We start from the raw sequence: 13,806 nt of genomic DNA on the forward strand, positions 1-13,806 counted from the left end.
GCATGCTTTAAAAGCTAGTTGCCGCATACTTTAATGACAAAGCAAACGAGCACGCATGACTTTCTGTAACTTCCGATTTGGATCATGAGTAGCCCTGATTGATTTTCATTAATCTGTGGCTGGATTCGGTTCCACAGCGTTATGTCATTCAGTAGTTCTGACTATTGCTACCAATGTAACCCAATGCTTACATTTGGCAACACTATTTGTTGCATTTATCTGTCCAGGGTGGCCGAATGCTGCAGGCAACGATAGGACGGCGTGGCTGAATGCCGGAAGCCTGGCACGCGGCGGAGAGGTCTCGAGAGACGTGGAGGATCAATCCTGAGACGGAGCGCCCCCAGCCGCTTGACGGCGCTCAAACCGCACCAGCGGTTCCTGTCGAAAGTAGCGCTTCAGCAGGTCATAAAGCTCAGGATATACCTCAACCAACTGATCCGGGGCGCTGAAGAAGAGTTCACAGCAGACGGCGAAGCATTCGCCGGGGTGGGTGGCGGCGTAGTCGTCGATGGGGGTGGGTTCGTCGCGGGCGATATGGGCTTGCAGGTCGTCCCACACGGCGGTGAAGACGCGGTGCCACTCTTTCGAGGTGACGTTGCTCGCGGCGGCCAGCGGGGGGAAGCCGTCGATATCCTGCGAGTTGCCCAGGTCGAGCTTGTGGGCGAATTCGTGAATGATGACGTTGAAGCCGGTGTAGTCGCCGCTTTCGGCGACATCGGGAACTGCCAGCACCACCGGGCCGCGCCAGGAGGTTTCTCCGGCGCGCTCGTCGACGTATTCGTGCATCACGCCGAAGTCGTCCATCTCTTCGACATGGCGGTGAAAGCTGTCCGGCAGCAGGATGATCTCGGTGACGTTGTCGAAGGCAGCGCTGGCATCGCGATCCGACCAGCCGAGCGTCAATAGCTCGGCTTGGGCGGCGATCGCCAGCATGGCGGCTTGATCGAGCTCGACGTCGTCACCGGCGACCCAGCGTTTGCGCTGCAGCAGTTGCCAGGCGCGCGGGCCGAGGCGTTCGGCATCGACATCATCGAGATCGGCCAGCAGCGGCAAGCCGTAACGGATCTTCCGCCACGCCTCGGGATCGAACGGCGGGCGCGAGCGTTGCCGGGCCTCGCGCCGACTATCCTTCCAATCCTGTCGCCGGGCTTTCCACCAGCCCCGCCACCCGCTCTTTTCCCCGTCTCTCCAGGCACTCATGTCACGCTCAGCTCTCTTCCTGCCGGCCCCCGGACTTCCACGACCAGTCCCGCAGGCGCAAATCGAAGAGGTCGAGCCGGCGGTCCTTGAGGTTGGTCACTGCGCCTTCGGAACGCACCAGCTTGAGTTTGGTCAGATCGAGATCCGAGAACATCACCATTTCGGTGTTGGGCGTGGTCTCCGACAGCACGGCATCGTGGGGGAAGGCGAAGTCCGACGGCGAGAACACCGAGGACTGGGCGTACTGGATGTCCAGATTCTCGATCGAGGGCACGTTGCCGACGCTGCCGCAGACGACCACGTAGCATTCGTTCTCGATGGCGCGGGCCTGGGCGCAGTGGCGCACGCGCAGGTAGCTGTTCTTGGTGTCGGTCCAGAACGGCACGATCAGGATGTCCATGTCCTGCTCGGCCAGCAGGCGCGGCAGCTCGGGAAATTCCACGTCGTAGCAGATCAGGATGCCGACGCGGCCGGCATCGGTCTCGAACACCTGCAGTTCGTCGCCGCCTTCGACCACCCAGTCGCGCCGCTCCTGCGGGGTGATGTGCAGCTTGGCCTGGCGGTCGATCTCGCCGTCGCGGTGGCAGAGGTAGGAGACGTTGTAGAGCTTGCCGTCCTCGCCCAGCTCGACCATCGAACCGGCGACGATGTTGATGTTGTAGGAGACCGCCATGCGCGAGATTTCGATCTTGAAGCGCTCGGTGAACCCGGCCAGGAACTGGATCGCGGCGACCTGGTCGGTCTGATCGGTCAGCCCCATCAGCGGGGTGTTGAACAGCTCCGGGAAGACCGCGAAATCGCTCTGGTAGTCGGAGATGGCGTCGACATAGAACTCCACCTGCTGGAGTACGGTTTCCACCGAGTCGAATTCCCGCATCTGCCACTGCACGGCGCCCACGCGAACCTGGGTCCGGCGCGTCTCGATGATCCGGCTGGCCGGCTCGTAGAGGATGTTGTTCCACTCGAGCAGCGTGGCGTAGCCCATCGATTTCTCGTCTTCGGGCAGGTACTTGGTCAGCAGGCGCTTGACCAGGAAGTCGTTGGCCAGCTGGAACGAGAGGATCGGGTCGTAGAATTCCTTGCGCGCCACGCGATCGATGTATTCCGCGGGGGGCATCTCGTCGGCGTGCTGGTGGTAGTTCGGGATCCGCCCGCCAGCAAGGATCGCGCGCAGGTTCATCGAGCGGCACAGGTCCTTGCGCGCTTCGTAGAGGCGCCGGCCGAGACGGTAGCCGCGATAGGCCGGGTCGATCAGCACGTCGAGCCCGTAGAGCGCGTCGCCGTTGGCATCGTTGAGGATGATCTCGCGATGGCCGATCAGCTCGTCGTACTTGTGGGGGTTGGAGAAATGGTCGTAGTCGACCAGCACCGTCAGCGCCACGCCAACGATCTTGCCGTCGTCCTCGACGATGATCTGGCCGTCGGCGAACTCGCCGATCAGCTTGTCGATCGTCAGCTTCGACCAGGCACCGCCGATGTCGTCATAGACGGCATCCATCAGCCGTTTGAGCTGCGGGTAGTCCTCGGGGGTGAGGTTGCGCAGGTTGAGATGCAGTTCTTCCAAAGACATTGAGCGCCGGACTCCATGAGAAAAATAGGAGGGAGATAGAGACAAAGTCTAACACGCCGTGGGACGCCGTTCGTGTGGCAAGGGGTGATCGCTCCGCTCGTCGTTGCCTTGCCGGGAGTGGTGTTCCGCGTCTTCACGGTTTACGGTTTGATTACTTTTGTAGACGTAACGTTGCGATCGCTTGGAGTCGAGCGCCGATGAAAAGCCGATTGCCGATGGAATCTGAGCTTGGAGATGGAATCGCGTGCAAGCGGTGCTCCTGAGAAAAATGGGGCGCGATACACGCCCAAGGATACTGGTTCGGGGCGACCACTACCGCTGGCGGCATTTGCGAGGCCCGAAAGGCCCGGAAGGCCGGCATACGCCCCTCGTCTCATCACCTCAACGTGAACCCGGAGTCACACGATGATGCGCCAACGCCCCATTCCCGAGCCGCTACTGGCACGGCTCTACAACGGCCCCAGCGATCCTGAACGGCTGGAAGCAGTGATCCGACCGCTGTTGACGCTGCTGGTCGAGATCACGGGGCTCGAATCCGCCTACTTCACGCATGTCGATGAAGCGCAAGGCACGCAGGCCGTGCTCTATGCCCGTAATACGGGAGACCTATGCATTCCCGAGGGGCTCAGCGTGGCGTGGGAGGACACTTTGTGCCGACGCGCGCTGACTTCGGGATGCACCTACATACAAGACGTCGCGAGCCATTGGGGCGACTCGCAAGCCGCCCAAGCGCAGGGCATACAAACCTATCTCAGTGAGCCGGTCAAACGTCTTGGCGGTCAGCTTTTAGGCACCTTGTGCGCGGCGAGCAACGTCTCGCAACACGTCACCGACGAGGCGCGCCACTATTTGACGATATTTGCCATCTTCATCGGCAAGTATCTCGAAAGCGAAGCCTTGCTCGATATCCTGCTCGACGAAAATCTGCGTCTCAGCGAGCAAGCCTATACCGATCCGTTGACGGGTATCGCCAATCGGCGCGCCATCGACCAGGCTCTGTCAACGCAGCTGGCGCAGGCCGAGCAGCAGGGTGGCGTGCTGCACGTGGCTTTCATCGACCTAGACGATTTCAAGGAAATCAATGACCGATACGGCCACGACGCCGGCGATCGCTTTCTGATTCAGATCGCGATGTCGCTGCGTGGGCGCTGCGAGGCCGGTGATATCGTGGGGCGTTACGGCGGAGACGAGTTCGTGGTAATACGTCCCGCTGTTGCAGGTGACGATCTTGCGGCCCAGCGTGACTCGTTCAGGCAGTGCCTGATGCAGATGACGTGTGGCACCTTCGAGCTCGAAGGTGCCACCTTCGAATACGCTGGCGCCAGTGTCGGGGCGATCACCACCGAGCTTGGTGAAACCGATGTGCAGGCAGTGCTGCAGCAATCGGACGACGCCATGTATCGCTGCAAGCGAGCACGTCGCAAGTGATGTGCGCGAGCACGCCTGAACGATATGCGTGAAAACCGAGATCAGCCGGGGCGGTACATCTTGAAGTTCTGGTCCGGGCTGATTTCGAAGTAGTCGGCCGGGCCGCCGCCACGCAGAATCGGCCGGGCAGCGGCGGTCTGGTAGATACCGTCCTCGAGCAGCGCCGAGTCGATATGCACGCCAACGACTTCGCCCAACACCAGCCAGTTGTCGATCTCCTCGCCCGCGGCCGATTGCAGCCGAAGGATCTGCGTCAGCCGACATTCGAACACGACCTGCGCTTCCTTGACGTGGGGAACGCCGACGACGCGGGATTCTTGCGGCGTCAGGCCCGCCAGCTCGAACTCGTCGACCTCGGCCGCTACCGACGCCGAACTCTGGTTCATCGCCTCGGCGAGGGCATGCGTCGACAGCTGCCAGCAGAACTCGCCGGTCGCCTCGATGTTGCGCACGCTGTCCTTATAGCCCGCGCTGGAGAAGCCGATGATGGGCGGCGTGTCGGCGAACGCGTTGAAGAAACTGTAGGGCGCCAGATTCAGCCGGCCTTCGCGATCCCGCGAGGAGATCCAGCCGATCGGTCGCGGCCCGACGATCGCCTTGAAAGGATTGTGCGGTAGCTCATGACCGCGACTCGGTTCATAGAAATGCGCGTTGCTCGGCATGCCGAATGATCCTGAAGGAGTATCAGAAGCGGGAGGATTTCTTGCGTACTGGCGAAGGGTATATCGACTGAAGAGGGAAGAGAAGCAAGCCACCGGCTCGGTGGACGGGCCGCCGAGCCGGGGCGATCGGTGATGGCGCTACTTGCGCACGACGCGATAGATGATCAACAGCACGATCGCACCGAGGACCGCGATCAGGAAGCTGCCGATATTGAAGCCGGATACGTCACCAAACCCTAGCGCGGTCCCGATCCAGCCGCCGACGACGGCCCCGAGAACCCCGATGATGATGGTGACGATGAAGCCACCCGGATCCTTGCCTGGCATGACCATCTTGGCGATGGCGCCAGCGATCAGGCCGAAGATGATCCACGCAATAATTCCCATGGCGTCTGTCCCTGTTTGATTCATGCTGAACTTTCACAACAAGTGCATGCCTTCCTGCATGCCCTTTGGACACTAGTCGCAGATCGGGAATACGACAAGCGCGGATCGGGGCTATCATCGTTGCCTTGCGCCTTGTTTCCGGGCGTCATGATTCGTGACGCGGCCCGGACAGCGCATTCCGATATATCGATCGAATGTTCAAGGAGGGGGTCATGTCTGCTGGCGGAGCCGAACAGGCGATCGTTGGGCGCGTGTTGGCGCCGGATCGGCTGTCGATCGGATTGACGCTGCCGCTGATGCCGAGCGGTCAGGAAGTGGTCGATGTCACCGAACAGCGGCGTCTGGCGAAACTCGCCGACAGCGCCGGATTTCGTGCTCTTTGGGTTCGGGACGTGCCGCTCAACAGCCCAGATTACCCTGATCCGGTCGGTCATCTGGATCCCTGGAGCTGGCTGGGCGCCCTGGCAGTGGAAACGCGGCAGATCGCGCTGATCAGCGGCGCCATCGTGCTCACCCTGCGCCACCCGCTGCATATCGCCAAGGCGGCGGCATCGGTCGCCACGCTCTCGGAAGGTCGTTTCATTCTCGGGCTGGGGTCCGGCGACCGGCCGCCTGAATTTGCCGCTTTTGGTGAGGATGTCGCCGAACGGCGGCGCCTGTTCGCGGATCACTGGCAGGTGGTGGCAAAGGCGTTGGGTACGCCGCAGGAGGTCGTGCCGGATCGGCATGATACGGATTCGCCGGATTTCCAGCTTCGGCCGCTAGCCCCGGAGCCCGTGCCGCTGCTGGCGGTCGGTTCGGGAGGGCAGAGCGTCAACTGGATTGCCCGTCACGCGATCGGCTGGATGACCTATCACCGCGAGCCGGCGCAGCAGCGTGATCGCTACCGGATGTGGCGGGCCGCCGTCGAACAGAGCGTACCCGGCGAGTTCCGCGGCTTCGGCGAGGCGATGCGCCTTGATCTTGACGCCGATCCGGGCGCCCCGGCGACGCCGATCGACCTGGGCTATCGCGCCGGCCGTGATGCCCTCATCGACGTGCTCGAGGCGCTCAGAGAGATGGGCGTTCACCACGTTTCCCTGAATCTGCGTCTCGAGGAGCGGCCAGCCGATGCCATCATCGAGGAGCTGGCCGCCCACGTCCTGCCGCATTTTCATCGGCCCTGAATTCATCAGCCCTGATTCATCGGCGCTGACCGTTCAAGACTCGCGCCGAAACGTTTCAGCCGTTCCGACACGAGCTCGACTCGCTCCTCACTCGGAGTGGCTGGCCAGGAACCTCAGCGTGCGACCATGCGCCAATGCCGACGCGTGCTGGTTGTAGCTCGCCCGCGCCCAGCAGTTGAAGCCGTGTTCCGCACCGCCGTAGAGATGCACTTCGACATCCTTGTTGCCGGCGAAGGCCTGGCGAGTCTGTTCGACGTGCTCGAGCGGAATGTGGTCATCCTCGGCGCCGAAGTGGAACTGGGCGGGCACCTTGAGTTCGCCAGCACGCGGCAGATATTCGGTGACGCCACCGGCGTAGTAACAGATCGCTGCATCGACGCCGGCATCCAGGCCGCAGAGATAGGAAAGCACGCCGCCCATGCAGTAGCCGATCGAGGCGACCGGACCGTCGCAGGCGGGGCTCGCGCGCAACGCCTTGGTCGCGGCACGCAGATCGCTGATCGCCGTCGGGTAGTCCAGCGCCTGCTTATGGGCCACGGCTTCTTTCCAGTCGTCGCCGTCATAGCCGAGCTCGACGCCCGGCTCATCGCGCCAGAACATGTCGGGAACGATGACGCTATAGCCATCCATGGCGTACTGCTCGGCGACGCCACGCATGTGTCCGTTGACGCCGAAGATCTCCTGGATCAGCACGATACCGGGGCCTTTGCCCTTGTGCGGCAGCGCCTGATAGGCCTTGAACGTCTTGCCGTCCTCGGCCGTGATCTCGATCCATTCGGTCCTGATGTTCGTCTGGGAATCGCTCTGAGACATGGTCTCTCCTTGTGGGCGGTTGACTGAACTTGAGTAAAGCGCTTTGAGACAAACGCCTTGAGGTAAACGGTGAAGCCCGAGACGGGAAGTTTAGCAGGCAATGGAAAAGACGAGAGTGCCGCGCTTCCCGAATCGTCAGGTGGCAGTAAAACCCGCGGCGAATGCCGGTTGCCGGCGCGCCGAAGCGGCTTTCAGCGATTGGGGAATCGGCCGCACCCCTTGGTTTCCCCCAAAATCCTCGCGCTATCCCGGGCGGGAGGCAGCCCGAATACTCGGGCGTAATCTCGGCTGAACTGTGTCGCGCTTTCATAGCCGACCTCGAAGGCGGCGCTGGTGACGCTTCTGCCGCTGGCTACCATGAGTGTGCGCGCCTGGAGCAGCCGAACCCGTTTCTGGTACTGCAACGGGCTCAGCGTGGTCACCGCCTTGAAGTGGCGGTGAAACGCCGACACGCTCATCGCCGCCTTCCGGGCGAGTGTTTCCACTCTGATCGGCCTGGCGAAGTCCTGCCGGATCCACTGAATCGCGAGACTGACGCGGGCCATGGCGGTATCCGGCGCCGCGATTTCACGCAGCATCCAGCCATGGGGCCCTTGCAGCACGCGGTAGAGAATCTCCCGTTCGTACACCGGGGCGAGGGCCGCGATCTCTTCCGGGCTGTCCATCAATCGCAGCATGCGTAGCCACGCGTCCATCAACTTCGGCGTGACCGCAGCCACCGAGAATCCTGCGTTGTCGTCGTTCTCGCTTTCGTCACGCCCAGCAGGCGTAGGCAGGTCGGTCAGCAGCGTCGAGAGTACGGTGGGATCGAGCGTCAGGCTCAACGCGAGATAGGGCTCCCCCGAAGCCGCAGAATGCACCGTGCCCACCGCCGGCAGCTCGATCGACATCACGAAATAGGTGGCCGGGTCATAGCGCAGCGTGCGGTCACCGACGGTCATCGTCTTGCTGCCCTGCAGGATCAGATTGACCATCGGCTCGTAGACGGCGGCCAGCATGTGTTCCGGAATTTCGCCCTGGACCATGGCCACACGCGGAATGCCCGTCTCCGTACGGCGATTCTCGGCCTTGGCAGCCAGGGAGCGAAGCTCGAGCAGTTGATCGTTCATGGCAGGCGGCTGGTCGTTCATGGCGAGCGGTTGGGCGGTTATGGCAAGCGGTTGGGCAGTTATGAAGAGATATGCTGATCCCGGGGGCGCGCCCGCGCAAGCAAAAAGCAGAAACGGGCAGGTTTCGGGCAGGAACGGCTGAGCCCGCGATGAGGGTAATGGTTAGGGTGAATATCTATCCCATCGACACCGGAGCAGCCCATGGGCGTTATCGTCATCACCGGAGGCAGCCGTGGCATTGGTGCCAGCGCTGCCGAGCACTGTGCCCAGAAAGGCATGGGCGTCATCCTCACCTACAACAGCAACGCCGACGCCGCGCAGTCGGTCGTTCAGCGTATCGAGTCCGCCGGCGGCAAGGCCGTCGCACTGAAACTGGATGTCGCTGACATCAGCGGTTTCGAGGCATTTCGCGAAACGCTGAAGCTGACGTTACAGACGAACTGGGGCGTCAACACCTTGAGCGGTCTACGCTTTGTCTGAAAAATGATGTCTTGCTAGCCTTTCCTCCCTCAGACTTGGAGGTATTGTCATGGCAGGACGTTACGAGATTTCCGATCGGGGTTGGACATTGATTGAAGATATCGTTTCGCCTGGCACGCCCGCTGGGCGTGGACGCCCACGCCGCGATGACCGGCAGATGCTCAACGGCATCTTCTGGATCCTCTGTTCCGGCGCCAAATGGCGGGATCTGCCCGAACGCTTCGGCCCATGGAAAACGGTCTACCAGCGCTTTCGTCAGTGGCGAGATGACGGCACACTCGAACGCAGCCTGTCACGCCTTCACCTGAAGCTTCGGGAAGATGGTTACATGGATCTCGATACCTGGATGGTGGACTCCACCTCGATTCGAGCGACTCGCTCTGCCGCTGGTGGCAGTAAAAAAGGGGCTCTGGAGAACGGGTAGGCCATGCGCTTGGACGAAGCCGAGGCGGCCTGACCACCAAGATTCACCTGGTTTGCGATGCCAATGGCGTTCCCCTGAGCTTCCTGCTATCGCCTGGTCAGCATGCCGATTCACGCTATCTCGTTCCTGTCATGGAGCAGATCCGCTTGCCAGGTCATACGGGACGTCCCCGCAAGCGCTGCCGCCATCTGCTGGCCGACCGAGGTTACGATAGTGATCGATTGCGTCGCTACTGCGACCGGTACGGAATACGACCGACGATCCGGCACCGACAGATGCACCGTCGCCCCAAGCCAGGACTACCCCGCCTGTTCGAGCGCCCGCGTTATCGGCGTCGCAATGTGATAGAGCGTCTATTTGGCTGGATGAAGGAAAAGCGGCGACTTTGTACTCGCTACGACAAGCTGGCAAAAAGTTACCGTGCCATGGTCACGCTGGCCTGCATCGAGCGCTGTTTACGGGTCTATTTTTCAGACAGAGCGTAGTCAACAACGCCGGCTACGGCTTGTTCAACCCGCTCGAGTCTGTCACCGAGTCTCAGTTCGATGGTCTGCTGAACGTTCACCTCAAAGGCCCATTCTTTCTCACCCAAGCTCTGCTCCCGTTGATGGAGGAAGGCGCCAGCATCGTCAATCTGACCAGTGCCACCACCCGCGTGGCGACGGCCGGCGTGGCGCCTTACGCCGCTTTCAAGGGCGGGCTGGAAGTGCTCACCCGTTACATGGCCAAGGAGTTCGGCGACCGTCGCATACGGGCCAATGCCGTCTCGCCGGGAGCGATTCGCACCGAGCTGGGTGGCGGCCTGAACGACGAGTTCGAGGCTTTGCTGGCCTCCCAGACGGCGCTCGGCCGCGTCGGCGAGCCGCAGGACGTCGCTCGCATCATCGCCATGTTGCTGTCCGATGAAAGCGACTGGATCAACGGACAGACCATCGAAGTCGCTGGCGGCTACTGCATCTAACTCTGCTTCTGTATTGGTATCTGCGTCCAGGAGGACACCGCATGCTTGATCATCTCTTTTTATCCGTCAGCGACATCGAACGCTCGATTCGTTTCTACGAGGCCGTGCTCGCCCCGCTGGGGATCACGGCGCGGCTCGATTACGACGGCAAAGACGGCCCGCCGGGTCACTCGGATCTCAAGGGTTTTGGCGCCAATGGCCGGATGTTCTTCTGGCTACGCGAGGGCGTGGTCGAAGGGCAGGCCGTTCACGTCGGTTTCGTGGCGAGCAGCAAGGCGGAGGTCGAAGCGGCCTACGCCGCGGCCATCGAGAACGATTCTATCGACAACGGCGCACCCGGGGCACGGCTGCATTACGACCCTAACTACTATGCCGCCAACGTTCTGGACCCTGATGGCTACAGTCTCGAATTCGTCTATAAGAACTGGCAGCACGCCCGATGAAAACACTCCTGATCTACGGTGCAACCGGCTATACCGGCCGCATGGCGGCAGCGCATGCCAAAACGTTGGGGCTCGATTTCGAGATCGCTGGGCGCAATCGGCAAACGCTGGCCTCTCTCGCTGACGCTTTGGCGGTTCCCTTTCGGGTATTTGAGGCCGATGCCGATGCAGCGCAGTCCCTGGCCGGTATCGATGTGCTGCTGAACTTCGCAGGCCCTTTCGCGCAAACGGCGGAGCCATTGATGCGGGCGTGCCTCGAGGCCGGCGTCGATTACCTGGACATCACCGCCGAGATCAACGTCTACCGGCTGGCGGAACGGCTGGGCGCCAAAGCGGCCGAGGCCGGCGTCATGCTGCTGCCTGGTGTCGGCTGGGATGTGGTGCCGACCGATTGCCTGGCGGTGCACATCGCGCAGCGTGTGCAGAAGCCGCGGTCGCTGAACGTGGCGCTTCAGGTTCCCGGCACCATGTCGCGGGGCTCCGCCATGAGCGTCGGCGAGATCATCGGCGCGGGCCTGATGGCAAGATTCGACGGCCATCTCGTTCCGACCCCCGATGCGCAGCCACGCCACTTCGATTTCGGTGAGGGGCCGGTGCCGTGCTCGCCGCTGTCGTTCGGAGATCTGGTCACCGGTTGGTATTCCACCGGAATCCCCGATATTGCCATGTTCGTGCATGTCAGTGGAGAGGCGTTCCCCGAAGGCGATTTATCGCTGCTGCCTGATGGCCCGACCGAAGAACAACGCGATGCCCATCGCGCCCGTGCGGTGGCCGAGGTAACGGCGGCTGACGGCACGGTTGTCCGGTCGATGATCGAAACCGTCAACGGTTATTCCTACACGCCGCTGGCGGCCGTAGAGGCCGCGCGCCGGGTACTCGAAGGGGAGCGTCGACCCGGTTTCGAAACCCCGGCGCGGCTATTCGGTGGCGGGTTCGCCGAGACGATCGAAGGGACGACGATCACGGATTGCTAGAGACCGAAGCCGCTGCGGACTCCTCGGACTCCGCTTCCAGTTCACGCGCGATGAATCGCCCGGCGGTCCGGGCGACTTCCGTCAGGCGCTCGTAGGGCATGCCGTGGCAGGCCGAGGCCGACAGCCCACGCAAGGTGACCACGACATAGTCGGCCAGCGCCTGTGCTTGCTGCGGATGGACCTGATCGAGGTAGGCACGAATCGCCTGGAGCCCGCCATTGGCAAGATTTTCGGCCATCTGACGGGCGGCCGGGTCATCTGCCCGCATTCCCTCCGTAATCATGCAGCCACGCAGCAGGCTGTCTCGCCCGTATTGTTCGGCAGCGGCGAGCAGCAGCGCGGGAAGCGCTTCGGCAGGGGGGCGGTCTGGGGCCAGCAACTCGTCCAGCGGCAGGGCGTTTTCCTGCGCATAGCGCAGCATGGCTCGCTCGAACAGCGCCGCCTTGCTGCCATAGGCGGCATAGAAACTGGGCGGTTTGATGTCCATGGCATTGGTCAGGTCCGCAAGGCTGACCGCGTCATAGCCACGCTCGTGAAACAGCGCCTGGGCAATGGCGACTCCTGCTTCGCGATCGAAAGCCGGGCGGCGTTGTCGGGTCTTCGTATTCATGATGGCCTCGCTGGGTGAGGGAGGGAGTGAGCGGCCGCTATACCCGGAAGACAAAGGCGCTGCCATATTTATATAGTAATCGATAAATATAGTGCGTGACGTGCACGTTGGATGTAGTGTTCACTACATAGGCTTTCCCATAACGCTTTCCTTGCTCAGGTAAATCTCATGTCATTCGAAGATAAGGTCGTGCTGGTCACCGGTGGGTCATCTGGTTTGGGGCTCGCGATTGCGCGGGAGTTCATTGAACAGGGCGCTCGCGTGGTCATTACCGGGCGCCGACAGGAGCAACTGGACCAGGCCTTGTCCAGCTTGGGCGACAACGCGGTCGCGATTGCCGCCGATGTTTCGAACAGCTCCGATCTGGCCTCGCTCTTCAGCCGTATCGAGTCACTTCATGGCCGTCTCGATGTCCTGATCGCCAATGCCGGGACGGGGGAAATAACGCCGCTGGGTGCGATTACCGAAGCAAGCTTCGATCGGCTTTTCGATATCAACGTGAAAGGGGTGACGTTTACCGTCCAGGGCGCGCTGCCTCTGATGCCCCAAGGGTCCAGCATCGTCATCATCGGCTCGACTGCCTCGATGAATCCCGGCCCGGGCTTGAGCGTCTACGGCGCCACCAAGGCAGCTCTGCGTGCCATGGTCAGAAGCTGGATTCTGGACATCAAGGGTTCCGGCGTTCGGATCAATCTCCTCAGTCCTGGCCCTGTCGACACGCAGTCTCTGCGAAGCATGCTGGCCGATGACGCGGAGCAGATCATTCAAGCGTTCAGCGAAAAAAGCACGCTAGGACGGATAGGCGAGGCGCACGAAATCGGCAAGGCTGCGGCATTCCTGGCGAGCGATGCCTCGAGCTATATCAACGGCGTCGAGCTGTTCGCCGATGGTGGCGCGTCTCAGGTCTGATCAGCCAGCGAGCCGGTAACCCATACCACTGGAGCCTCTGCGCAAAACCATGACCATCCTCGACCACATCGAATTCGCCGTGCGCGACGCCGAAGTCTCGCGTCGCTTCTACGAACTTGCCCTCGCGCCGCTGGATATCGTCCGGGTCATCACCGTCGGGCCCGAGCGCACTCGCACCGGAGGCACACGCCACGGCTTCGGCAGGGACGGTTACCCCAGCCTCTGGATCCACGATAACGAGGCGCCTGGAGCGGGTACGCACATTGCCTTTGCAGCGCAGAGCCGCGCCATCGTCGATGCTTTCCATCGAGCCGCGCTGAAGGCCGGTGGAACCGATAATGGCCCGCCCGGGGTCCGAACGCACTACCACGAGCACTACTACGCGGCGTACGTATTGGACCCGGACGGTATCAATGTGGAAGTGGTGTGCCAGGACTCTATCAATCGCCCATGACGGTAGGAGAGCTTTCCGTGCCCAGGCAGGCCGTGCAACCGCCGCGATGAAATAGACATATCCTTCATTGGCGCGTGCGGCGTTGATGATCGTATCCGATCATCTGGCAGGTAGTCAGATGTCGGCCACGGACTTTACGTTGCCTTGCCCTTTTGATGCTGATGCTTCGGTCGCGGTCCGAAACGTCTAAGCTGGAGAGCTTACAAGCCAATCCTG

16 protein-coding genes are annotated in these 13,806 nt (G+C 61.8%); 9 read left to right on the forward strand and 7 right to left on the reverse strand.

Annotated features, from left to right (window positions below):
• Window positions 1–318: 318 nt before the first annotated feature.
• Both R5R73_RS03585 and R5R73_RS03590 read right to left on the reverse strand, forming a co-directional pair.
• A complete protein-coding gene (locus tag R5R73_RS03585; RefSeq protein WP_322528803.1) occupies window positions 319–1,200 on the reverse strand; it encodes a M90 family metallopeptidase in 882 nt (293 codons plus the stop codon).
• 7 nt (window positions 1,201–1,207) lie between these two features.
• A complete protein-coding gene (locus R5R73_RS03590; RefSeq protein WP_322528804.1) occupies window positions 1,208–2,770 on the reverse strand; it encodes a bifunctional GNAT family N-acetyltransferase/carbon-nitrogen hydrolase family protein in 1,563 nt (520 codons plus the stop codon).
• Between the two features lie 405 nt (window positions 2,771–3,175).
• On the opposite strand from R5R73_RS03590, the gene R5R73_RS03595 reads away from it, so the two are divergent.
• Window positions 3,176–4,198, forward strand: a complete 1,023-nt coding sequence (locus R5R73_RS03595) for a sensor domain-containing diguanylate cyclase (RefSeq protein ID WP_208625319.1) — start codon at window positions 3,176–3,178, stop codon at window positions 4,196–4,198.
• A 41-nt stretch (window positions 4,199–4,239) separates the two neighbouring features.
• On the opposite strand, the gene R5R73_RS03600 is transcribed toward R5R73_RS03595, so the two are convergent.
• Window positions 4,240–4,860, reverse strand: a complete 621-nt coding sequence (locus R5R73_RS03600; protein ID WP_322528805.1) for a flavin reductase family protein — start codon at window positions 4,858–4,860, stop codon at window positions 4,240–4,242.
• 138 nt (window positions 4,861–4,998) lie between these two features.
• Window positions 4,999–5,247 (reverse strand): GlsB/YeaQ/YmgE family stress response membrane protein, encoded by a 249-nt coding sequence (locus tag R5R73_RS03605; protein ID WP_087720584.1) that lies wholly within the window; start codon window positions 5,245–5,247, stop codon window positions 4,999–5,001.
• Between the two features lie 212 nt (window positions 5,248–5,459).
• On the opposite strand from R5R73_RS03605, the gene R5R73_RS03610 reads away from it, so the two are divergent.
• Window positions 5,460–6,413 carry an LLM class oxidoreductase gene (locus tag R5R73_RS03610; protein ID WP_322528806.1) on the forward strand — a complete coding sequence of 318 codons (954 nt, stop codon included), beginning with the start codon at window positions 5,460–5,462 and terminating at the stop codon, window positions 6,411–6,413.
• A gap of 87 nt (window positions 6,414–6,500) precedes the next feature.
• Here the strand turns inward: R5R73_RS03610 and R5R73_RS03615 are convergent, their stop codons facing one another.
• Window positions 6,501–7,226: a dienelactone hydrolase family protein gene (locus tag R5R73_RS03615; protein ID WP_322528807.1), complete on the reverse strand. Its 726-nt coding sequence runs from the start codon at window positions 7,224–7,226 to the stop codon at window positions 6,501–6,503.
• Window positions 7,227–7,417: 191 nt separating this feature from the next.
• Complete coding sequence (locus tag R5R73_RS03620; protein WP_322528808.1) at window positions 7,418–8,335, reverse strand: AraC family transcriptional regulator; 918 nt, start codon at window positions 8,333–8,335, stop codon at window positions 7,418–7,420.
• Between the two features lie 201 nt (window positions 8,336–8,536).
• Between R5R73_RS03620 and R5R73_RS03625 the strand changes: the two genes are divergently transcribed.
• The 5 genes from R5R73_RS03625 to R5R73_RS03645 all read left to right on the forward strand — a co-directional run bounded on the left by R5R73_RS03625 (window position 8,537) and on the right by R5R73_RS03645 (window position 11,617).
• Complete coding sequence (locus R5R73_RS03625) at window positions 8,537–8,815, forward strand: SDR family NAD(P)-dependent oxidoreductase (RefSeq protein WP_322528809.1); 279 nt, start codon at window positions 8,537–8,539, stop codon at window positions 8,813–8,815.
• A gap of 49 nt (window positions 8,816–8,864) precedes the next feature.
• Window positions 8,865–9,724, forward strand: a protein-coding gene (locus R5R73_RS03630) for an IS5 family transposase (protein WP_322527572.1) whose coding sequence is annotated in 2 segments (ribosomal slippage) — window positions 8,865–9,234 and window positions 9,234–9,724 — 861 coding nt in all. Because the reading frame shifts where the segments join, the coding sequence is not laid out codon by codon here.
• 20 nt (window positions 9,725–9,744) lie between these two features.
• Window positions 9,745–10,200, forward strand: coding sequence for an SDR family oxidoreductase (locus tag R5R73_RS03635; RefSeq protein WP_322528810.1), 456 nt, complete (start codon window positions 9,745–9,747; stop codon window positions 10,198–10,200).
• A 41-nt stretch (window positions 10,201–10,241) separates the two neighbouring features.
• Window positions 10,242–10,643, forward strand: a complete 402-nt coding sequence (locus R5R73_RS03640) for a VOC family protein (protein ID WP_322528811.1) — start codon at window positions 10,242–10,244, stop codon at window positions 10,641–10,643.
• Window positions 10,640–11,617 carry a saccharopine dehydrogenase family protein gene (locus R5R73_RS03645; RefSeq protein ID WP_322528812.1) on the forward strand — a complete coding sequence of 326 codons (978 nt, stop codon included), beginning with the start codon at window positions 10,640–10,642 and terminating at the stop codon, window positions 11,615–11,617. Before R5R73_RS03640 ends, R5R73_RS03645 begins: the two co-directional genes overlap by 4 nt.
• Here the strand turns inward: R5R73_RS03645 and R5R73_RS03650 are convergent.
• The gene (locus R5R73_RS03650; RefSeq protein WP_322528813.1) at window positions 11,604–12,227 is read right to left on the reverse strand and encodes a TetR/AcrR family transcriptional regulator; all 624 of its coding nucleotides are present in this window, start codon (window positions 12,225–12,227) and stop codon (window positions 11,604–11,606) included. The genes R5R73_RS03645 and R5R73_RS03650 overlap by 14 nt on opposite strands.
• Window positions 12,228–12,395: 168 nt before the next feature.
• Between R5R73_RS03650 and R5R73_RS03655 the strand changes: the two genes are divergently transcribed.
• Window positions 12,396–13,136, forward strand: coding sequence for a glucose 1-dehydrogenase (locus R5R73_RS03655; protein ID WP_322528814.1), 741 nt, complete (start codon window positions 12,396–12,398; stop codon window positions 13,134–13,136).
• Window positions 13,137–13,185: 49 nt separating this feature from the next.
• On the forward strand, window positions 13,186–13,590 hold the full coding sequence (locus tag R5R73_RS03660) for a VOC family protein (RefSeq protein WP_322528815.1): 405 nt from the start codon (window positions 13,186–13,188) through the stop codon (window positions 13,588–13,590).
• Window positions 13,591–13,806: the final 216 nt, after the last annotated feature.

The sequence above is a fragment of the Salinicola sp. LHM genome (assembly GCF_034479735.1).
Lineage (GTDB): Bacteria > Pseudomonadota > Gammaproteobacteria > Pseudomonadales > Halomonadaceae > Salinicola > Salinicola salarius.

Bases quoted from the DNA above. Each gene is read 5' to 3' on its own strand.
- R5R73_RS03585 (WP_322528803.1), bottom strand. From the start codon at position 1,200: ATGAGTGCCTGGAGAGACGGGGAAAAGAGCGGGTGGCGGGGCTGGTGG.
- R5R73_RS03590 (WP_322528804.1), bottom strand. From the start codon at position 2,770: ATGTCTTTGGAAGAACTGCATCTCAACCTGCGCAACCTCACCCCCGAG.
- R5R73_RS03595 (WP_208625319.1), top strand. From the start codon at position 3,176: ATGATGCGCCAACGCCCCATTCCCGAGCCGCTACTGGCACGGCTCTAC.
- R5R73_RS03600 (WP_322528805.1), bottom strand. From the start codon at position 4,860: ATGCCGAGCAACGCGCATTTCTATGAACCGAGTCGCGGTCATGAGCTA.
- R5R73_RS03605 (WP_087720584.1), bottom strand. From the start codon at position 5,247: ATGGGAATTATTGCGTGGATCATCTTCGGCCTGATCGCTGGCGCCATC.
- R5R73_RS03610 (WP_322528806.1), top strand. From the start codon at position 5,460: ATGTCTGCTGGCGGAGCCGAACAGGCGATCGTTGGGCGCGTGTTGGCG.
- R5R73_RS03615 (WP_322528807.1), bottom strand. From the start codon at position 7,226: ATGTCTCAGAGCGATTCCCAGACGAACATCAGGACCGAATGGATCGAG.
- R5R73_RS03620 (WP_322528808.1), bottom strand. From the start codon at position 8,335: ATGAACGATCAACTGCTCGAGCTTCGCTCCCTGGCTGCCAAGGCCGAG.
- R5R73_RS03625 (WP_322528809.1), top strand. From the start codon at position 8,537: ATGGGCGTTATCGTCATCACCGGAGGCAGCCGTGGCATTGGTGCCAGC.
- R5R73_RS03640 (WP_322528811.1), top strand. From the start codon at position 10,242: ATGCTTGATCATCTCTTTTTATCCGTCAGCGACATCGAACGCTCGATT.
- R5R73_RS03645 (WP_322528812.1), top strand. From the start codon at position 10,640: ATGAAAACACTCCTGATCTACGGTGCAACCGGCTATACCGGCCGCATG.
- R5R73_RS03650 (WP_322528813.1), bottom strand. From the start codon at position 12,227: ATGAATACGAAGACCCGACAACGCCGCCCGGCTTTCGATCGCGAAGCA.
- R5R73_RS03655 (WP_322528814.1), top strand. From the start codon at position 12,396: ATGTCATTCGAAGATAAGGTCGTGCTGGTCACCGGTGGGTCATCTGGT.
- R5R73_RS03660 (WP_322528815.1), top strand. From the start codon at position 13,186: ATGACCATCCTCGACCACATCGAATTCGCCGTGCGCGACGCCGAAGTC.